We start from the raw sequence: 21,252 nt of genomic DNA, 5'->3' as shown, positions 1-21,252 counted from the left end.
TTGTATTACATATTTTTAAGAACTTTGGCAGGCACACCACCAATTACTACATTATTAGAAAAAATTCCTTTAACTACAGAACCAGCTGCTATAACACAATTATTACCAACTTCACACCCATCTAAAAAAGTAACTTTAGCACCAACCCAAATATTATTTCCTAATTTTATTCCTTTTGATGTTACTCCTTGTTCTCTAATAGGTTTTGATACATCATTAAAGTTATGATTTTCTGAATGAAAACTGATATAAGAACCCATTATAACATCTTCTCCAATTTCTATTCCACCAGAAGCTCCAAATTCCGTAAACCTACCAATTCCACTATTGCTACCTATTTTAAGACCAATTCCGTATTTAGACATGTGGCTCGTTGATGAAACGCTAGAAAAAGCACCAATTTTAACATTGTTACCAAATTCTATTTTTTTTGAAGAATAGGCATCTATAAAACAGTTTTGCTCTATGGTTACATTGTTTCCAAAAACGATATTTTTTTTATTTAAAAAAGTTGTTTTTTTGCCTAAAAAAACTCTTTTACGAAGCTTTAAAAAACCTCTAAAAAGCATAATTACTCTGTTAAACAAAGAGTATACCAATAGACTATTAGGAATTCTTGAATCTAATTCATAATTTTTTCCATTTCTAGAAAGTGCTTTTTGGTAAAGTTCTTTTATCATTTAAAACAATGTTTGTAATTATTTAAAGTTACCTATTTTATTAGCTTTTTTACAAAGGTAGAGAGATAATATTTGAAAAGTGAAAAATAAAAATCAAAAAAAGCTACAATTGTAGAAATACCAGCAGTATTTATTTTGGCTTTTTTAACTTCTTTAAAGGCTTTAAATACATTTTTATTGCTAACTCCTCCATCTTTCATTTCTGCAGTAAACTCATTAATAAAAGTTGTTTTTAAACAGCTTTTAGCTCTTAAAAGAAGTTCATAATCTCCAGATATTTTATAGCTTTCATCAAATATACCGTAAGTATCAAAATATTTTCTATTATGAAAAGCACCAACATGAGCGATTTTCATATACCGTTTAAATTGGTTCCATTTCCAAGTATCTGAAACTATATATATTACTTCTTTATTATTGTTAATTAGTTTTACTTTAGAGTAAACAAAATCTGCATTTTTTTCTTCAATAATCTTCTTTACATATTTGTCTAAAGCATTGTCTAGATATACATCATCAGAACCTAAAAAAGAAATCCAATTACCTGTTGCTATTTTTAATCCTTTGTTCCAGGCATTATAAATTCCTGTATCAATTTCACTTATCCATTTAAAGGAAATATTTTTTTGCTTGAAAATTGGTTCGTATTTTTTTATGATAGCTGTTGTATTATCTGTAGATTTTCCATCAACAATTATATACTCAAAGTCAGTATATTTTTGATTTAGAATAGAATTAATGGTTTCTTCTAAAGTTTTTTCGTTATTAAAAGTTGCAGTAATTATGCTTAAAAATGGTTTCATAGCTTTAAATAGAAGTTAAGATGGTACATTTTTATTTAATATTTCTTTCATTGTCTCCCATCTATTTGTCCATGTATGATTTTTTAATACCGTATTGTAATTTTTCTCTATTAAAGAATAATAATCTTCATAATTATTTAAGATTGATAAAATTTGATTTTCGGGATCATTATAATCGATTTCAATTACAGGATTATACCCAAATAATGTAATCATTTCTTTGGGTGCATGGCCTAAAATTATGCACTTAGAAGCCATAGATTGTAAATAACGTATGGTCATGGTTTCTATATTTCCTGAACGTTCTGGATGTGTAATGTTAGATGGTACACAAATAGATATTTTAGATTTAGCCAAACCGTCTATAAAACCATCTCGTGTTGGAAAAATTATCTTTCCCTTCTCCTTTTCATACAAATATAACTTATTGTTTTCCTCTAGGTGGCTTACTATTTTTTCATGATAAATATTATGTCTTCTACCCAGCGCTAAAACATCAATCGTCTTATCTTTATATTGATAACTTTTGTAAGATTCTGCTAAAATACCTTCAGGAATCCAATAACAGTTAGTGTTTGGCACTTTACTTTTTATTATTTCTGTAGTTTGTGAAGATGTAAAAAAGACATTTTTTACTTTAAAAAAATTAAGAAACTTAATTATAATTTTCTGTTTTTCTGGCCAAGCATCAAATAAATAGAGACTTGTGTTTTTATGAAAAATAAAATATGGAAAACACTTACTAAAATCTGGCCCCATAAGAATAGCAAGTAAGGGTGTTTTTGTTATTTCGCTTTTGGGTTTTATAGATAAATTATCATTCTTTTTAACTGTTAATTTATTCCATAACTGAAATAATACTTTAGAAAAAAATTTATTCTTTTCATTGACCGAAGTTACAGACTTATCAGAAAGTATAATTTTCTCAAATTCTTCAACAGTATCTAAAGAAACATGATAATTATATTTTTGACGTATTAACTTCATTCTATTTATTTTGTTGTAATAAAAGTTATTTTAATTGTTTAAAATCAAATCCCTTTTTAAAATTCTATGGGTTTGAATTGGTAGTAAAATAAGCATACTAATAATACTTACAGATGTACCTAGAATAACACCAGATATTCCTAAATTAAAATATTTTACAAAAAATATCGAAATGGGTATATTAATAACTGCACCAATAATATATAAATACATTTGCAATTTAATTTTACCTATCGAATTTAAAAAATACATATACATTAAAGGGTAAATTCTTATTAAAACAAATAACCCCATTAAATAAGGTAGAGATTCTTTTACTATAAAATCTTTGCCAATCCAAATTGAAACTATATCTTTTGTTAGAAGAATTAATACGATTGTAGCAATACAAACTATTATAAAAAGTTTATTTAGTTTTTTTAGGGTTTTTTTAATCCAAAGAAAATCTTTCTTTTGATAAGCATCTGTAAAAAGAGACCAAAAAGGGTCTAAAAGTATTGTTGAGAATGTTATAATTACCTGAAACAATTTAAAAATTATGTCATAATTTGTAACTTCTTCTGGCCCAAGAACATTACTTATTATAATATTATCTGTGGTAAAAATAACAATCATACAAATTTGAATAACAAAAAAACCGATACTCAAACTCATTAATTCTTTTATTCTATTTTTTTTAAAACTCTTAATAGATGGTAGTATTTCTTTCCTTTTAGAAAAGAAAACAAAACTAAATACTAGACTTACAAAAAAATTAGAAAGACCATAAATATAGGCAACATTTAAAATTGATGATTCTAAATTATTAAGCGCATAAAATATTAGTCCAAATACTAATAATCTATATAGAAAAAGAGAAAATTCTACTACAGAAGATTTTTGAATTGCATAAAAAAAAACTTTATAGAGACTTAAAACAAAGTTTGATACTATAAAGATTAATATGATAAGAAAAATGGATTTTAATTTGTCATTGGAAATTAAATCTCCAACGTTTAATAGACTTTTTAAACTAAATAGATGTATAAATACATAACCAATTAAGAAAAAACAAATTGATATAAAAAAAATTAAAATAGATGCTGTTGAAATATATTCTTTTGCTAGTTTAAGATTTTTATTACTAATTGCTTCTGTTAGTTTCGTTTTTAAACCATTTGCAATACCAGCGTCTACAAAGAATAAGACATTTACTATAGAAAAAATTGCTACCCAAATACCATAATTAGACTTTCCTAGATAATTTAAAAGAAAAGGGATAGTAAGGTATATAAACCCCATGTTTAATATTTTAAACACAACGCCTAAAGAAACATTTTTAAAAATAATTTTTTTTCTATCCATTAGGTTGTTTCAAATACCAATCGTACATCATTTGAATTCCTTTTTCTAATTTTACAGAATGTTGCCAACCTAATTTTTTTAATTTAGAAACATCTGTAACTTTACGCATTGTGCCATCTGGCTTGTCTGAATTAAAAATAAAATCTCCTTTAAAACCAACTACTTCTTTTATAAGGTTTGCTAAATCTTTAATAGCAATATCGTTTCCTGTACCAATATTTATATGTGTGTTTCTAACTTCTTTTTTATCTTTAATTAAGTCTGTAAAATCTACATTTTGCATAATATGTACACAAGCATCTGCCATGTCTTCAGACCATAAAAATTCTCGCATTGGTTTTCCTGTTCCCCAGATTTCTATTGCTTTTGATGAAATTCCGAATTTAGATAAAATAATTTCTGCCTCTTCAAAATTATCAACCTTTAACTCTTTAACAACAGCTTCATTATTTCCTTCTTCTAATAATTTTGCTAAATGAATCTTCTTTATTAAGGCCGGTAAAACATGCGATTTTTCTAAATCGAAATTATCATTTGGGCCATACAAATTAGTAGGCATAACAGAAATAAAGTTTGTATTGTATTGTAAATTATAGCTTTCGCATAATTTTATTCCAGCAATTTTTGCTATTGCATAAGGTTCGTTAGTATACTCTAAAACGTCTGTTAATAATGAATTTTCTTGTATGGGTTGTGCTGCATTTTTAGGATAAATACAAGTACTTCCTAAAAATAATAATTTTTTTACTCCATTAATATAACTCTCATGAACTACATTATTCTGGATCATTAAATTATGATAAATAAAATCTGCTCTATAAGTATTATTTGCTACGATTCCACCAACTTTTGCAGCTGCTAAAAAAACATAATCTGGTTTTTCTTTTGCAAAAAAATCAGCAGTTGCTTGCTGATTTGATAAGTCTAATTCTTTATGAGTTTTAGTAATAATATTTAAAAAACCTCTTTCCTTTAAGTTTTTAAGTATAGCACTACCAACTAAACCTCTATGTCCTGCAAGAAATATTTTGTCGTTTTTATTCATAATTATTTAAAATATCGTGACCACCTTTTTTAAGGTAAACTTCTTTTTTCATTAAACTTACATCATTCTCCATCATATCCTTTACCAAGTCATTCAATGTAAATTCCGGAACCCAACCTAGTTTTTCTTTGGCTTTTGTTGCATCTCCAACCAATAAATCTACTTCTGTTGGTCTAAAATAATGTGGATCTACAGCTACAACTTCTTTACCTATCTCTAAATTATATTCTGTATTAGAACAAGATTTTACATAACCAATTTCCTTTTCACCTTCACCTTTAAACTCTAAAGTTACACCCACTTCTGCAAAAGCCATTTTTACAAAATCTCTAACTGTTGTAGTAGTTCCTGTTGCAATTACCCAATCTTCTGGTTGTTCTGCTTGTAGAATCATCCACATCATTCTTACATAATCTTTTGCATGTCCCCAATCTCTTTTAGCATCTAAATTACCTAAATGAACTTTTTCTTGTAAACCTAGAGCAATTTTAGAAACTGCTCTTGTAATTTTTCTTGTTACAAAAGTTTCTCCTCTTATTGGAGATTCGTGATTAAATAAAATTCCGTTACAAGCAAACAAATTATAAGCTTCTCTATAGTTTACAGTGATCCAATAAGCATAAATTTTTGCTACACCATAAGGACTTCTTGGATAAAAAGGAGTTTTTTCTGCTTGTGGAACTTCTTGTACCTTACCATACAATTCTGATGTTGATGCTTGGTAAATTTTAGTTTTCTTTTCTAGATTTAAAATTCTTATTGCTTCTAATAATCTTAAAGTACCCAAACCATCTACGTTTGCAGTATATTCTGGAGTTTCAAAAGAAACGTGTACATGACTCATTGCTGCCAAATTGTATATTTCATCTGGCTGCACCTCTTGTATTATTCTAATTAAATTAGAAGTGTCTGTCATATCTCCATAATGTAAAAACAAGTTTCTGTTGTCTACATGTGGGTCTTGATATAAGTGATCTATTCTTTGAGTATTAAAACTAGAAGCTCTCCTTTTTATTCCATGAACTTCATATCCTTTCTTTAGAAGTAATTCTGTTAAATACGCTCCATCTTGACCTGTAATTCCAGTAATTAAGGCTTTCTTTTTCATTTTGTAAACTCTTTAAATGTTTTTAATTTTATATCTTTTTCTGATAAAACTATTTCTTTTTTATCTAATAACCAATCTATTCTTAAATCTTTATCATTATAAATGACTCCATCTTCAGAAGCTTTGTTGTAATAATTATCACATTTATAAGAAAAAATTGTATCGTTTTCTAATACTGAAAAACCATGTAAAAATCCTCTAGGTACAAATAACTGTTTATTATTTTCTCCTGATAATTCAATTGAAAAATGTTGACCATAGGTAGAAGAATTTTCTCTTACGTCTACAGCTACATCTAATACTTTACCTTTAATAACTCTTACTAATTTTGCTTGTGAGAATTCATTTTTCTGAATGTGTAAACCTCTTAAAACCCCTCTTTGAGAAAAAGATTGGTTATCCTGTACAAAATCTACATCTAACCCAGTTTTTTCATTGAATCTTTGCTTATTAAAACTTTCAAAAAAACTTCCTCTTCCATCATCAAAAATAGTTGGTTCAATAACAAAACAACCTTTTAACTTTGTTTCTTTAACAATCATTATATTTTCATCAAATTTTTACCATAGCCACTTTTTAATAACGGTTCTGACAATTTTAATAACTCTGCTTTTGTTATAAAGCCACTTTTATATGCAGCTTCTTCAATAGAACCTATCTTTAACCCTTGTCTTTCTTCAATAACTTGTACAAATTGAGATGCTTGCATTAATGAGTTGAAAGTTCCTGTGTCTAACCAAGCTGTTCCTCTATCTAAAACCCTAACAGACAAATTACCGTTTTCTAAATAGGTTTTATTGATATCTGTAATTTCTAATTCTCCTCTTTTACTTGGCTTCATATTTTTAGCAATATTAACTACTGTATTGTCATAAAAATAAATACCAGGAACTGCGTAATTAGATTTAGGTTTAACTGGCTTCTCTTCTATAGAGATTGCATTTTCAAACTCATCAAACTCTACAACGCCATAACGCTCTGGGTCATTAACATGATAAGCATATACAATTCCACCTTCTGGATTGTTATTTGCTCTTAATAGTTTTGGTAGTCCAGACCCGTAAAAAATATTGTCTCCTAATATTAAGGCTACTTTATCTTTACCTATAAATTTTTCTCCAATAATAAATGCTTCTGCTAATCCGTTTGGTTTTTCTTGAACTGCATATTGAAAATCACAACCAAACTTTTTTCCATCTCCTAATAACCTTTCGAATAAAGGTAAATCTTGCGGTGTAGAAATAATTAATATTTCATTAATTCCTGCTAACATTAAAACAGAAATTGGGTAATAAATCATTGGTTTGTCATACACTGGCATTAATTGTTTACTAACAGCTAATGTAAGTGGGTGTAACCTTGTACCAGATCCTCCTGCTAAAACTATTCCTTTCATTTTATTGATACTTTTTTAAATACCATTCAATTGTTTTTTTTATACCAGACTCAAAGTTTTCTTCTGCTTTCCAACCCAATTCATTTTCTATTTTAGAAGCATCTATTGCATATCTAAAATCATGTCCTGGTCTGTCTTTTACAAAACTTACTTGTTCTTTATATGATTTTTCTTTAGGGTGAATTTCGTCTAAAATAGCACAAATTTTATCTGCTATATATAAATTGTTACGCTCGTTCTTACCGCCAATATTGTAAGTTTCTCCTAATTTACCATTTTTGTAAACTAACTCTATTCCTTTACAGTGATCTAAAGCGAATAACCAATCTCTAATATTTTTTCCATCACCGTAAATTGGTATATTTTCTCCAGAAAGTGCTTTTCTAATAATCGTTGGGATTAATTTTTCATTATGTTGTTTTGGACCATAATTATTAGAGCAATTTGTAGTTACTACATTCATTCCGTAGGTATGAAAATAACTTCTCACCATAAAATCTGAGGACGCTTTTGATGCGCTATAAGGACTATTTGGTGCATACGATGTATCTTCTGTAAACAAACCTGTTTCTCCTAAAGTACCATAAACTTCGTCTGTTGAAATATGATGAAATCTTGCATTTTCGAATCCTTCTTTAAATTTATTAGGTGAGTTCATCCAATAATTTTTAGCGACATCTAATAAATTAAATGTTCCAAAAACATTTGTTCTCACAAAAGCGTCTGGATTTTTAATAGAATTATCTACATGAGATTCTGCTGCAAAATGAATTACTCCTGTAAAATTATATTTTTGAAATAGTTCCTCAATTAAACTTCTATCGCAAATATCTCCCTTTACAAATGTATATCTTGGTTTGTCTTCTACTTCTTTTAAATTAGACAAATCTCCTGCATAAGTTAATATATCTAAATTTACAACAGCTATTTCTTTATTATTCTCTAAAAAATAAGGAATAAAATTAGATCCAATAAATCCTGCTCCACCAGTAATAAGTATTCTTTGCATCCTTATTTTTTATAATTATTTAAGTAATTATTTAGTTGCCTTAACAGTAAAAATAAAATCATAAATGCAGCTCCTAATACAGCTAATATAAATGTGTAATTCTTTGTAATGCCCTTTATTTCATATCCAATTGGTTGAAAGTTAGAAATAATATTTATTACCTCATATTTTTCGGACTTGTCTTCCACAATACTTTTTAAGTCTGAATTAATTCGTCTGTTTGTATCAAACAACTCTAATTCTTTAGTGGTTCTTTTTTCTCCTCCTAAATCTATGTTGGTTCCGTTTGTTTGCTTTCTTGCTTCTTCAACCATTACTTGCATATATACCTTTCTTAAAGAGTCTATTTGCCCTAAATTTTGTCGTAACAAAGAGTCTGTTCTGTTTAAATTCTCGTTTGTTAAAGACTTTAAACGACCAAAATATTTATTCTTTACAATTGATGAAATTATAACATCATCTAAACTTGCAAAAACATCATTTTTTTCGGCAATTACATTAATTTTATGAATTTTATAATCATAAATAGAAAAGGAAGCTTTAAACTCATCAAACGTGTAACTTTTTACAGTTAAAGTATCTACATCTAGAATAAATTTATTGTAAGAATCTATAATATCTTTTTCTGTTCTTAAAGGCTCTATTGTAAATTTCTTTAGTGTGGCAGCTATTTTTTTATCTAATTTAAAAGTTTCTGCTAAACCTGCAGTATCTTTTTGTTTTACCAAATCATTATAATAATTTACATTATTATATAATTGTCTAGCACTTTTAAAATTAGGTTCTACTAACAAATCTGAACCATAAGTATTGCTCTTTTTCACCTCTAAAAAGATTCCTAAAACTCCACCTATAATTGCTGCAATTGCAATTTTTACAATGTGTAATTTTAAAAAGATTAAAATAGAAATTAGCGCATGAAAGATTCCTTTAAAAATACTTCCAATAAAATTGAAAAAGTTTTTAAAACCTCTACCTATAATTACAAATAAAGAACCTAAATCTACTTCTTCTTCGTTATTTTTTTCTTGATTTACTGACATTGTTTGGTTGATTGATTTTGAGTTAAAAACTCTAAAAGATTTGTTCTAATATTTTTTGTGTTATTGCGTAAGTTGGTACTACACCTGTCATTCCTAAACCTCCTGAAGCTAATGTTGCTCCTGTTTCTAATGGGTTATCTGACGCATAATAAGCATAACGTACTTTTACATCTTCAGAAATATTACCTCTAATTCTAGAAGCAGATTGAATAGCTTTTTGATAATGTGCGCCTTCCATTTCCAAACCAATTACGTTCCAGGTAGAATCATGGAAAAACTTTAATAAGTCTTTATTCTGAAGCGATGTTCCTAAAACGGAAACCATAGAACCATCAAAAGATTTAACGCCAAAACCTTCTAAATCTTCTTTGGTAAGTTCATTTTTAAAAGGATAATTATCTGCAGTTCCTTCAAAAATATGTGCTGTAGGAATCATTATATCTCCTTTTCCTCCTTCTAAAATTCCTGCTTTACCCATGATAGAAATAGATTTTACATCTAAATGATGTTTCTTTCTTTTAGGTTGGTATGGCTTAAGCAACTCGTCCATAGTTTCATAGGCTTGCTCACCAAAAGCATAATCCATAACAATAATTACTGGACTTTCTGAAAGTGAATTTTCCTTTTTAAACGAACAAACTTCAAAATTTATTTTATCTGTATCTATTATTTGTACGTTTATATTTGTACCAGAAGTATCTTTTATATAAATCAATCCGTTTTTAGAAGCGTAATCTTTTACTGCTTTCTGTAAAGGCTTGCTATTAGAATTACTTAATAACTGATACAGTTCAAAACCTTCTATCTTTTTAGCTTCTTCTGGCAATGCACCTTTTGCATAAATAGAATTTAAAACACTATGCATATTTGCGCTAATAATATGAATTGGTCTTGTTAAAAGGTTGTTTACTTTAAGAACTCTTTTTATATTATTTGCCCAAATATCTCCATAAATATGATGGCCAATTTCTTCAATTAAAACCGCACTAAAAGTAACTGTACGCTTGTTATTTTCTAAAACTTCATTAACAGCCAATTTACCTAACCAATAAATTAATTGAAAAAACCTGTTAGGATTTTCTTCCGTAGAAAAGGTATTATATGTTTTAGAAACCTCGTTAAAAGTCCTACCTAAAATATTTCCTAAATGAACTAAAGTAACTTCTTTTTCTTCTTCTGTTATGTTTTTGTGGTGAAGAACAATATCCTCTAAATGTTTCCATTCTCTTACAAAATCATTACCCTCATTAAGCGTAATTCTATTTTGAATTTTATGAGACTCGATAAATAAAAAGGTTAAATGAGTTAAAATATCATAGATTTCAGAACGACCTCTAGTAATTTCGATATTCATTTGGTCTTTATCTATTCTATAACAATTTCTTCTTCTTTTTGGAGGAATTATTGCTTGAAAACTAGAGTTTTTATACCCTTCATCTGCTGTTAAATTTATAAACTGACATTCCTCTATTCCTTCTGGAAGCCTTTCTATTACATAGATTAATCCATTTAACTCTATTCTATCTTCTGCAATTGATCCATAAATTTCTGGACGTAAAAGCAACAAAGATTTGCGCAATGTTTCTCCAGAAACTCCCATAGGTTTGTAAAAACCTCTACTAAATAAATGACGCATAGAAATATATAATTTTTCTATAGCATTTGTAGATTCTTGAGCTCTAGTTCTTTCTATTTTTTTAGTTTCTGACATTCTTTATTTTAAAGCGTAAAGATAAAAATTATTTACCTGATAAAATCTGATTATATTTAGATTCATTTTTCAATAATTTTACAGCGTCTTTTATTGTAGAATCGTTTTTTAAGTTGTGTTTATATACACCTTCTTTGTAAAAATATCTTTCTAAAATTTCAGTTTTAATTAATTCATTTAGAATGTCTTCGTTTTTAGAAATTTCATCGATTTTATCTTCAAATAATTTTTCTCTTATTTTTTGATATTCATTAGAAATGTTCTTGTTTTTTGAAGACAAATAAGCTTTTTTAAACAAACTTTCTTGCTCTGTAACAAAGGTTGTATCTCTTTTTAAGTAATCTGTAAACTGTTTAAAATCTGATGATGTAAAATTATAATTTTCAACATCTTCTATTTTTGGATTGTTGTAAAAATAATTGGTAGCAAAATTAAAAATAGCTCTTGTAGAAAGTAATTTTTTTGTTGCTTCGGTTCTTTTAGATACTTCTATTTTAACATCTGGCAAAACACCTCCACCATCATAAACAGTTCTTCCGTTTTCGGTTTTAAAAGTATTTATTCCTTTGTCCGAAAATTTAGGAACTTTACCTGTTTTTCGGTCTCTATTCTCATAATCTAACTCTTGAATACATCTTCCACTAGGTGTGTAATATTTAGAAATAGTTAGTTTTAATTGTGTTCCGTAAGTTAATTCTCTATAACGTTGTACCAATCCTTTTCCAAAAGAACGTTCGCCCATAATTACAGCTCTATCATAATCCTGCAAAGAACCACTTACAATTTCTGATGCTGAAGCAGAACGTCCATTTACTAAAACTACAATAGGAATTTCTAAATCTAAAGGTTCATTTGTAGTTCTGTAAGTGTTACTCCATTTTTTAATTTTTGCTTTTGTAGTAACAATTGTTTTTCCTTTTGGTAAAAAGAAATTAGAAATATTAATAGATTCTAACAAAGAACCTCCAGGATTGTAACGAAGGTCGAAAACCAACTTTTTCATTCCTTCTTTTTTTAATTTTCTATATGCTTTTTTTACTTCAGACGAAGCTTTTTCATTAAAACGCGTTAACGTTATATAACCAGTTTCTTCATCTATCATTTCTGCAAATGGCACAGGATTTACAACAACTTTATCTCTTATAACTTCCTTTTTTATAATGTTACCTTGTCTTTCTACTTCAATAGAAAATTTACTGTTAGGTGTACCTTTTAAATACATAGAAAGCTGATCTCTTTCCATATTTTTTATAGATTGCCCATCTACAGAAATAATAATATCTCCAGGTTTTAAATCTGCTTTATCTGCAGAAAATCCTTTATAAATTTCGCTAATTTGAATTCCTTTTTTGGTATAAAACACGGTTACTCCAATTCCACCATATTCTCCTGCTCTTCTAATTCTAGCATCTTCTACATCTTGCTCATTATAAAAATTTGTGTAAGGATCTAAGTCTTTTAGTGTGTTTTTAATTGCTTTATTAGTAAGTTCTGCAGGGTTTATTTCATCTACATAATACATGTTTAATTCCTTAAACAACGTATTGTAAATTTCTATCTGTTTTGCAACTTCAAAAAATTTAGATTTGAATGAAAACGATAACATAATAGTTGCCGTTAGCAGAATTACTAAAGTTTTTTTCTTAAAATTAAATCGCTTCATCTTTCTTATTTTTCACTTCGTTGATAAACAACGTTAATAGTTTCTCCATTTTTTTATACAACTCTTCATAAGTCCATTCTTCTCTCCCAAGATACGAAATCATAAAAACATAAGGTTCGTCTAAATTATTGTAAACAATTTGTTTTTGCAAACGATACGTTTCTCTCATTAATCTTTTAATTCGATTTCTATGGACAGCCAATTTAAAATTCCTTTTTGGTACAGAAACACCAACTTGACAAGGAAAATCTGATGTATGAGTTGTTTGAATATACATCATTCTTAAAGGAAAAGTTTTTACAGAGTTTCCTTCTTGGTAGAGTTTTTCTATCAATTTTCTACTCTTTAAACGCTCTTGTTTGCCTAATGTATTTTTCATCATTACAAACTTAATAGAAAACAACAACTTTTTATCTATTTCTAAAGGCTAACTTTAAAAAGTTCCGTATTTTTAAGGAATAAAGAACATTACTTTTTATTAAATATTGTTTAATATTCAACAATATTTAATAAATTTGTTAAAAATTACACAATCATACTTTATGAAACCAGACTTATTTCAAGCACCAGATTATTATAATTTAGATGATTTATTAACGGAAGAACACAAATTAGTTAGAGAAGCTGCTCGTGATTGGGTAAAAAGAGATGTTTCACCTATTATTGAAGAGTATGCTCAAAGAGCAGAATTTCCGAAACAAATTATTGGTGGTTTATCAGAAATTGGTGCTTTTGGACCTTATATTCCTGAAGAATATGGCGGTGCAGGTTTAGACCAGATTTCTTACGGATTAATTATGCAAGAAATAGAACGTGGAGATTCTGGAGTAAGATCTACAGCATCTGTGCAATCTTCATTAGTAATGTATCCCATTTTTAAATATGGAAATGAAGAACAACGTAAAAAATATTTACCAAAATTAGCTTCTGGAGAATGGATGGGTTGTTTTGGTTTAACAGAACCGAATCATGGTTCAAATCCTGCAGGAATGGAAACCAAGTTTAAAGATATGGGAGATTATTATCTTTTAAACGGTGCAAAAATGTGGATTTCTAATGCTCCTTTTGCACATGTTGCAGTTGTTTGGGCAAAAAATGAAGAGGGAAGAATACATGGTTTAATTGTAGAACGTGGAATGGAAGGTTTTTCTACACCAGAAACGTACAATAAATGGTCTTTACGTGCTTCTTCTACTGGAGAATTAATTTTTGATAATGTAAAAGTGCCAAAAGAAAACTTATTACCAAACAAATCTGGTCTTGGTGCTCCTTTAGGCTGTTTAGACTCAGCAAGATTTGGTATTGCTTGGGGTGCAATTGGAGCTGCAATGGACTGTTATGACACTGCTTTGCGCTATTGTAAAGAACGTGAGCAATTTGGAAAACCTATTGGTCAGTTTCAATTACAGCAGAAAAAATTAGCAGAAATGATTACTGAAATTACCAAAGCTCAATTATTAGCTTGGCGTTTAGGAACCTTAAGAAATGAAGGAAAAGCAACTTCTGCACAAATTTCTATGGCAAAAAGGAATAATGTAGAAATGGCTATAAAAATTGCCAGAGAAGCAAGACAAATGTTAGGTGGAATGGGTATTTCTGGCGAATATTCTATTATGCGTCATTCTATGAATTTAGAAAGTGTAATTACTTACGAAGGTACACATGATATTCATTTACTAATTACTGGTTTAGATGTTACCGGCTTAAATGCTTTTAAATAATTTTATAACAAACTTGTAATTAAACAACTAAAAAATAGACCTAATAAATATGAGAAAACTATTTAGTCTATTTTTTAGTTGTTTTTTATTATTAAACTTTTCTTGTTCTAGCATTAATGATGAGCTATTAGAAAATGAAAATGATGAAATAATATTAAATGACACTGGTTCTGATACTAATGATGATAATCAAGACACCAATACTGAAGAACCAGAGATATTAAAAATTTTATCTTTAGGAGACAGCTATACAATTGGGCAAAGTGTTTGCGAAGAATGTAGGTTTCCCGCTCAATTAAAAGATAGTTTATATCATAAATTTGATTCCGATACCACTTTTACTTTAAAAATAATTGCAAGAACTGGTTGGACTACAACAAATTTAATTAATGCCATAGAAGATGAAAATATAGCTGATGATTATAATTTAGTAACCCTTTTAATAGGCGTTAATAATCAATATCAGAAGAAGAGCTTTTCTATTTACGAAACAGAGTTTCCTCAATTAGTAGAAACTTCCATAAAAGCTGCAAATGGAGATAAAAATAAGGTTATTGTAGTTTCTATTCCAGATTATGCATTTACTCCTTTTGGTGGCGGAAATACTTCTGTTTCTAAAGAAATAGATGAATACAATTTGTTTGCTAAAAACTATTGCCTACAAAACGAAATTACTTACGTAAATATTACAGATATTACTCGCCAAGGTATAGTAAATAAAGCTTTGGTTGCTTCAGATGGTTTGCATCCATCTGAATTAGCTTACACTAAATTTGTGGAAAGATTGTTGCCTTTTGCCGGAGAAAAAATAAAGAAATAACTTAATAAGAAATAGTAAATTCTCCTTCAGTAATTTTGTGAACAACAGTATTGCTTATTACTGGGCTTGCATCAAAGGCAAAAGTTCCAGAAATAGTTTTATTTGCGGTGTCATGAGTTTTAATATTCATTTTACCATCTGCAACGTAAGTAGTTCCACCAACAGAATATTGTCCAGTTGGGTAGGTTTGCGTAATAAAACTTCCAAAATCATATTCTCCCACTGTAATATCAGAATTTATAGAAAAACCAATGGTTTCAGAAAGACTTTTATTAGCACTAATCATAATTAATTCTTGCTTACCTACTGTAACGAAACTCCCAAAAAGACTAATTGTTTTGTATTCATTTCCATCTACTTTTGCAAAAAACTTGTTATCGGATGGAGGCAAAACACTTTTAGCTACATTTGTAAAAACACCACTAACAAACTCTTTTTCACTTCCATTAACTAAATTTTTTCCAGTAAAATTAAAAACCCCAGAAACTGTATTATTTACATTATCTATGCTCGTAAACTCAATATTTCCTTTACTAGAAGTTGCATTAATTGTAGACCAAACATCTGCTGATACAGGATCATTTTTAACATAAGAAGCAATATTATCTGCACCTTCAAAACTAAAATTTCCAAGGCTAAAATTATTGGTCTTTAAAGTAAAAATTTCGTTTGTTTCTGGCTTTGATGCATTAATAAAAATATCTACACCATCTGATGTAAAATCTACTTTATCAGTAGAAAAAAGAACACCATCAATATTTACTGAAAAGCCACTTTCTAGTTGTTGAGTATTATCTGTTGGAAAGTTTATTCCACTTTCTTCACAAGATGTAATAAAAAATAATACTAAAATTGATAAATAAATAGTCTTTTTCATAGCTAAAAATAAGCGACAAAAATAACACTTATTTCAGTACTTATCTGCTAAATATAAAAATTAAGAAGCAACTTTTAATAAAATGTTTGGACATCTCTTACAGTTGATGCCCTTTTTTTTATACTTATTACAACACTTACTTTTTGGTGTAATACAGTTTGCAGAACAAATATTATCACAAACATTTGTTTGAGTTAATTGAATTGTTGGTGTATTTTCTGTATAAAAAACAATCATTATAAATAATTATACCGCAAATATAAGTGTTTATTTAGAATAAATAAAAATAATAAAATAAAAATATATTTCTCTTATTTAAGACATATTAATATCTTTGTAACGATAAAAAATTATCTCTTTTTTGAAAAGATTAATAGCACTATTATTTGTTTTTCTCTATTTCGTAGCAATGCTAAAACCAATTGCTCCTTTTGTAGAATATGCTATTGATTACGATTACATTTCTAAAGTACTATGTATAAATAAAGACAAACCAGAAATGAGTTGTAATGGTAAATGTCAATTAATGCAAAAATTAGAACAGCAAAAAAAAGATGATTTTAAATCTTTACGTATTCATATGGAAGAATATCCTATCGGGTTTGTAAAAATACTTGGTATTGCTAATAAAAACATTGTTTGTAATTCTAAAATTGCGCTTTTTAGATATACAAAAAACTACAATTTTCTATATTCTAAAGACGTATTTCATCCGCCAAATTCTTAAATAATTTACTTCAAAATATACACCAGCTTTTATAGCTGATGTTTCCACTTACAAATTATTTAAACAAAAATTAAAATTGATGAATTCAATAAAAATATTTGGATTAGGAATTATTATGTTCCTATCTCAACAAACAAAATCACAAGAAAACGAAAACACAAATTGGACAAGTAGTAGACCAGATGGTCATGCACCAATTTCTGTAATGGCAGATCATTACCACGGAAAAGGCGGATTAATGTTCTCTTACCGTTTTATGAACATGAATATGGAAAACTTACTTTCTGGTTCAGATGCAATTTCTAACGATAATGCTCATAATGCTGGCTACATGGTAACACCTCTTAAAATGCCAATGCAAATGCATATGTTTGGAATGATGTATGCGCCTTCTAATAGAATTACACTCTTAGGAATGGTAAATATTATTAAAAATGATATGGATTTACAAATGAGAATGATGGGAAATACGACTAAATTCTCTACTTCTTCTTCTGGTTTTGGTGATGTTAAATTAGGTATGATTTACAAATTCATCAATAAAAATAAGCAATCTTTACATGGTAATTTAACTTTTTCTTTACCAACAGGAAGTATTTCTAAAACCGATGATACTCCTATGAGTTCTCCAAACGAAATACAATTACCTTACCCAATGCAAATTGGAAGCGGAACTTTTGACACTAATTTAGGATTCACATATTTAGGTCAAACAGATAATTTTTCTTGGGGAAGTCAAGTTTCTGCAACAATTCGTATTGGTGAAAATTCAGATGATTATTCATTTGGAAATAAATTAGATTTTAACAATTGGCTTGCTTTAAAAGCTACAGATTGGTTAAGTTTTTCGGCAAGATTACAAGGTCTATTTGTCGATAAAATTAACGGTGTAAATCCTAATTTGAATCCAATGATGGTAACAACTGCAAATACTCAAAACTCTGGCGGAACTTACTTTAATAGTGGTATTGGTTTCAACTTATATGTTCCTAAAGGAAAATATAAAGATGTAAGATTGGGTTTTGAATTTGCAACTCCTTTATATCAAAAACCAAATGGAATTCAGTTAAAAAGAAAAGAAACAATTACTATTGGTTTACAATATGCTATGTAAACTAAAAATTCTTTATAAATAAGAGGTTGTTGTAAATTTACAACAACCTCTTATTATTTTAACAATTAATTGTCTTTCATTTACATGAAGATGTGTTAAAAAAAAAGATTTTAGCATATTAGATTAAACCTTTGTTCAAAAAATTAGTTACATATATTCAAGCCTCATTTAATCAACCAAAATAATGAAGAAAGTTCTTTTTATAATCTGCATACTTTTTAACTGCATTATAAACTCTCAAACAAAAAAATTTGAAATTACAGGAACCATTAAATCTGCTGATGAAAACGAATTATTGGAGTCTGCAACAGTTCACACAGAAAGGTTAAAAGACAGCAGTATTGTTGCGTATACAATTTCAGATGCTAAAGGCTATTTTAATGTTGCTGGCCAATCCGCAGATGTTAAAGTAAAACTTGTTGTTTCTTACCTTGGTTACAAACCTTATAATAAAATTGTAAGTGTAAAAAATCAAAATATTGGCAATATCGTTTTAGAACCTGCTAATGTTTTAGATGCAGTTGTAATTAGGTCTTCTGCGCCCATCACCATTAAAAAAGATACTGTAGAATTTAATGTAAAATCTTTTAAAACTAAAAAAGACGCAAATGTAGAAGATTTATTAAAAAAACTTCCTGGTGTAGAAGTAGATGATGAGGGAAATATTACCGTAAACGGAAAACCCGTTAATAAAATATTAGTAAACGGAAAACCATTTTTTGGTAACGACCCAACAATTACCACAAGAAACCTTACAAAAGATATTATAGAGAAAATACAGGTAACAGATACGAAAACAAACGCGCAAGCTTTTGCTGGTGAAGATTCTGACGGAGAAAACAAAACTATAAATCTTACTATTAAAAAAGAAAATAATAAAGGATATTTTGGGAAAGTTGCTGCTGGTGCAGGTACAGACAAAAGATACGAGTACGCAGGTATGGCAACCCGTTTTAAAGCAAGTGAAAGAATTGGGCTTTTAGCAGGTGGAAATAATATAAACTCACCTGGTTTTAGTTTTGGTAACCAAAGATTACAATTTGGTGGAAACAATAGAAGTTTTGGTGGTGGACAAGGTATTGTAACTTCCAACAATTATGGGGTAAATTACATTAATGCTTTTGGTAAAATATTTGAACTTTCTAGCGATTATTTTTACAAAAACAGTAATTCTGATAATAAAACAACTAGAAATAGAGAAACTTTTCTATCTGATGGATCTAGCTTTTCTACAAATTCCAATAACACTTCTCTAAATGAAAGCGATAGTCATGATGCAAGTATAGATTTTGAAATAGAAATAGACAAAACGTTTAGAATTGATATTGAATCTGACTTTAATGCAGACCTAAACAAGAATACTTTTACAAGTAATTCTGAAAGTTTTAATAACAACAAAATACTTACAAACGATTCTAATTCTAATTCTATTGCAGATTCTAATATCAAAAAAATTGACAATGAAATAAATCTAACCAAACTATTTGGTGAAAATGGTGCATTTTTAAGAGTGGAACTTACAGCAAATGCTAGAAATACCGAAACTGAAGATTTAGTAAAATCAGAAACAAATGTCTATGGAGCTAATCCAAATCAAATAATTAGAGATCAATTTTCTGATGGAACTTCTAGCATTGTAAAAATTGGAAGTAAAGTAACTTATCGTTTTCCTTTGTTACCTAAACTATTGTTTTTTGATGTTGGATACCAATACATTAACACAAATAATAAAAGAAAAAGAAGTACCTTTAATTTTGATCAAAACACAAACGATTATACAGATTTTAGTGACTTATTAAGTACAGATTTCGAGTATCTAGATAATGTTAAAAAGCCAAGTGCAAAGTTAGAATTCAAAAACAAAAAATGGTCTACTTCTGCACAAGTTGCTTATGTAAATAGAACTCTTCAAAATAAAGATTATTTAAGACCACAAACTAATTTGGAAAGAGAGTTTAATAATTTAGAATATGGTGTAAATCTTCGTTATAGAAAAGACAGAACAAGTAGTTATAGGTTAAGATATAACTTTAGAAATAGTACTCCATCACTTTCTCAATTACAACCTTTTAGAGATGAATCTAATCCGTTAAATATTGTTACTGGAAATCCAGAATTAGAACCAACTAAAACACATAACATTCGTTTTGGAGCATCTAATTTTAATTGGAAAGAGAAAACAGGTTTTTGGAGTTTTGGTAACATTTCTATAACTAATAGTAGAGTTGTTGCAAATACAGTTATAGACCCAAATACGCTTATTAGAGAAACGTCTTACGCAAATGTAGATGGCTTTTATAGTTTTCAGGGTGGAGGAAGCTATAGTGTTACAAAAAAATGGGAAGATTTTGGTAGTCTAAAATCAGAATTTAGAGTTTTTGGTAATCATAATAAAAATATAAACTTTAACAATGGCGTAAAATATTCTAGTAAAATAACGTCTATTTCACCTAGAATTGGTTTTGATTTTATGTGGGATAAAGTACTTCAAATTAGACCTTCATATTCAATCTCATTCAGTAAAAACACTTATGATATAGAAAGTTTTAGTAATAGAAACTTTACAAGCCATAATGTAACTATTGCAACAGCAACTTTTTTACCAGAAAAACTTGAGTGGAGAAACGATGTTAGGTATAATTACAACCCAAATATTGCAGACGGATTTCAAAAAAGTGCCTGGTTTTGGAACACAACTTTCCGTTATTCTATTTTAAAAGACCAGGGTGCAATTGGTTTAAAGGTTTACGATATTCTTAATCAAAACACCAATGCAAGAAGAGTGGCCACAGAAGATTATATTCAAGATTCTTCTAGCACAGTTTTAGAACAATATGCAATGTTAACTTTTACTTGGAAGTTTAACAGCCTAGGAAATGAAGGTAAAAAGTTTGAACCCGGAAGACGAAGAAGACGTTATTAAAACATAAAAAAGGGTAAGAATATATAAAAATTCTTACCCTTTTAAGTTTTTTCTATTTTTTTACATTTAACAATTAGTCAATAAATATATTATTTCTTAACACCTAATTTCATCAAAATAGTTTCTAACAAACACCATTTTGTAAATGCAGACTGAATTAAATTTACACCAATAAATACGGTAAACCACATCCAATTTTGACTTACATAATACGTTAAAACAACGCTTAACAAAACCATTACACCAACGATTACTCTAAAATATTTATTTAACATTTTCTA

General features: G+C 28.3%; 20 protein-coding genes. 5 read left to right on the top strand and 15 right to left on the bottom strand.

Translation table 11 applies throughout. The annotated features are described in order from the left end of the window. Positions 1 to 5 precede the first annotated feature (5 nt). From H9W90_RS13450 to rnpA, 13 genes are read right to left on the bottom strand one after another with little or no spacing between them, the layout of a single operon-like run. The gene (locus tag H9W90_RS13450) at positions 6 to 680 is read right to left on the bottom strand and encodes an acyltransferase (protein WP_187482096.1); all 675 of its coding nucleotides are present in this window, start codon (positions 678 to 680) and stop codon (positions 6 to 8) included. Between the two features lie 32 nt (positions 681 to 712). Next, positions 713 to 1,483 (bottom strand): glycosyltransferase family 2 protein, encoded by a 771-nt coding sequence (locus H9W90_RS13445; protein WP_187482095.1) that lies wholly within the window; start codon positions 1,481 to 1,483, stop codon positions 713 to 715. Between the two features lie 15 nt (positions 1,484 to 1,498). Continuing rightward, entirely contained in the window at positions 1,499 to 2,470 is a 972-nt protein-coding gene (locus H9W90_RS13440) for a glycosyltransferase (RefSeq protein ID WP_187482094.1), read from the bottom strand. Positions 2,471 to 2,500: 30 nt separating this feature from the next. Further along, a complete protein-coding gene (locus tag H9W90_RS13435) occupies positions 2,501 to 3,814 on the bottom strand; it encodes an MATE family efflux transporter (RefSeq protein ID WP_187482093.1) in 1,314 nt (437 codons plus the stop codon). After that, positions 3,807 to 4,859 (bottom strand): GDP-L-fucose synthase family protein, encoded by a 1,053-nt coding sequence (locus H9W90_RS13430; RefSeq protein WP_187482092.1) that lies wholly within the window; start codon positions 4,857 to 4,859, stop codon positions 3,807 to 3,809. Before H9W90_RS13430 ends, H9W90_RS13435 begins: the two co-directional genes overlap by 8 nt. Further along, a complete protein-coding gene (gene gmd, locus H9W90_RS13425) occupies positions 4,852 to 5,967 on the bottom strand; it encodes a GDP-mannose 4,6-dehydratase (RefSeq protein WP_187482091.1) in 1,116 nt (371 codons plus the stop codon). Before gmd ends, H9W90_RS13430 begins: the two co-directional genes overlap by 8 nt. Beyond that, a complete protein-coding gene (gene rfbC / locus H9W90_RS13420) occupies positions 5,964 to 6,509 on the bottom strand; it encodes a dTDP-4-dehydrorhamnose 3,5-epimerase (RefSeq protein ID WP_187482090.1) in 546 nt (181 codons plus the stop codon). The genes gmd and rfbC overlap by 4 nt, the downstream gene beginning before the upstream one ends. Then, a complete protein-coding gene (gene rfbA / locus H9W90_RS13415; RefSeq protein WP_187482089.1) occupies positions 6,509 to 7,363 on the bottom strand; it encodes a glucose-1-phosphate thymidylyltransferase RfbA in 855 nt (284 codons plus the stop codon). Before rfbA ends, rfbC begins: the two co-directional genes overlap by 1 nt. Position 7,364: 1 nt before the next feature. Continuing rightward, positions 7,365 to 8,372: a dTDP-glucose 4,6-dehydratase gene (rfbB, locus tag H9W90_RS13410; RefSeq protein WP_187482088.1), complete on the bottom strand. Its 1,008-nt coding sequence runs from the start codon at positions 8,370 to 8,372 to the stop codon at positions 7,365 to 7,367. A gap of 2 nt (positions 8,373 to 8,374) precedes the next feature. Continuing rightward, positions 8,375 to 9,415 carry a hypothetical protein gene (locus H9W90_RS13405; protein ID WP_187482087.1) on the bottom strand — a complete coding sequence of 347 codons (1,041 nt, stop codon included), beginning with the start codon at positions 9,413 to 9,415 and terminating at the stop codon, positions 8,375 to 8,377. Positions 9,416 to 9,446: 31 nt separating this feature from the next. Beyond that, complete coding sequence (locus tag H9W90_RS13400) at positions 9,447 to 11,126, bottom strand: DUF6909 family protein (protein WP_187482086.1); 1,680 nt, start codon at positions 11,124 to 11,126, stop codon at positions 9,447 to 9,449. Positions 11,127 to 11,154: 28 nt separating this feature from the next. Beyond that, a complete protein-coding gene (locus H9W90_RS13395) occupies positions 11,155 to 12,789 on the bottom strand; it encodes a S41 family peptidase (RefSeq protein WP_187482085.1) in 1,635 nt (544 codons plus the stop codon). After that, complete coding sequence (rnpA, locus tag H9W90_RS13390) at positions 12,776 to 13,171, bottom strand: ribonuclease P protein component (RefSeq protein ID WP_437440063.1); 396 nt, start codon at positions 13,169 to 13,171, stop codon at positions 12,776 to 12,778. The genes H9W90_RS13395 and rnpA overlap by 14 nt, the downstream gene beginning before the upstream one ends. 160 nt (positions 13,172 to 13,331) lie before the next feature. Here rnpA and H9W90_RS13385 point away from each other — a divergent pair, with 160 nt between their 5' ends. Next, positions 13,332 to 14,510: an acyl-CoA dehydrogenase family protein gene (locus H9W90_RS13385; RefSeq protein ID WP_187482084.1), complete on the top strand. Its 1,179-nt coding sequence runs from the start codon at positions 13,332 to 13,334 to the stop codon at positions 14,508 to 14,510. Positions 14,511 to 14,559: 49 nt separating this feature from the next. After that, a complete protein-coding gene (locus tag H9W90_RS13380; protein ID WP_187482083.1) occupies positions 14,560 to 15,330 on the top strand; it encodes an SGNH/GDSL hydrolase family protein in 771 nt (256 codons plus the stop codon). A 1-nt stretch (position 15,331) separates the two neighbouring features. Here H9W90_RS13380 and H9W90_RS13375 read toward each other — a convergent pair whose 3' ends face one another. Further along, positions 15,332 to 16,207: a DUF6252 domain-containing protein gene (locus H9W90_RS13375; protein WP_187482082.1), complete on the bottom strand. Its 876-nt coding sequence runs from the start codon at positions 16,205 to 16,207 to the stop codon at positions 15,332 to 15,334. A gap of 361 nt (positions 16,208 to 16,568) precedes the next feature. On the opposite strand from H9W90_RS13375, the gene H9W90_RS13370 reads away from it, so the two are divergent. The 3 genes from H9W90_RS13370 (at position 16,569) to H9W90_RS13360 (ending at position 20,971) form a co-directional block, all read left to right on the top strand. Then, complete coding sequence (locus H9W90_RS13370) at positions 16,569 to 16,934, top strand: hypothetical protein (protein ID WP_254712496.1); 366 nt, start codon at positions 16,569 to 16,571, stop codon at positions 16,932 to 16,934. Positions 16,935 to 17,013: 79 nt separating this feature from the next. Further along, the gene (locus tag H9W90_RS13365; RefSeq protein WP_187482081.1) at positions 17,014 to 18,048 is read left to right on the top strand and encodes a transporter; all 1,035 of its coding nucleotides are present in this window, start codon (positions 17,014 to 17,016) and stop codon (positions 18,046 to 18,048) included. 184 nt (positions 18,049 to 18,232) lie between these two features. After that, positions 18,233 to 20,971, top strand: a complete 2,739-nt coding sequence (locus tag H9W90_RS13360; RefSeq protein ID WP_187482080.1) for an outer membrane beta-barrel protein — start codon at positions 18,233 to 18,235, stop codon at positions 20,969 to 20,971. An 89-nt stretch (positions 20,972 to 21,060) separates the two neighbouring features. Here H9W90_RS13360 and H9W90_RS13355 read toward each other — a convergent pair whose 3' ends face one another. Next, a complete protein-coding gene (locus tag H9W90_RS13355) occupies positions 21,061 to 21,246 on the bottom strand; it encodes a YgaP family membrane protein (protein ID WP_187482079.1) in 186 nt (61 codons plus the stop codon). Between the last annotated feature and the right edge of the window lie 6 nt (positions 21,247 to 21,252).

This window comes from Polaribacter pectinis (genome assembly GCF_014352875.1).
Taxonomy (GTDB): Bacteria; Bacteroidota; Bacteroidia; order Flavobacteriales; family Flavobacteriaceae; genus Polaribacter; species Polaribacter pectinis.
This window is presented reverse-complemented; position numbering and strand designations above follow the sequence as displayed.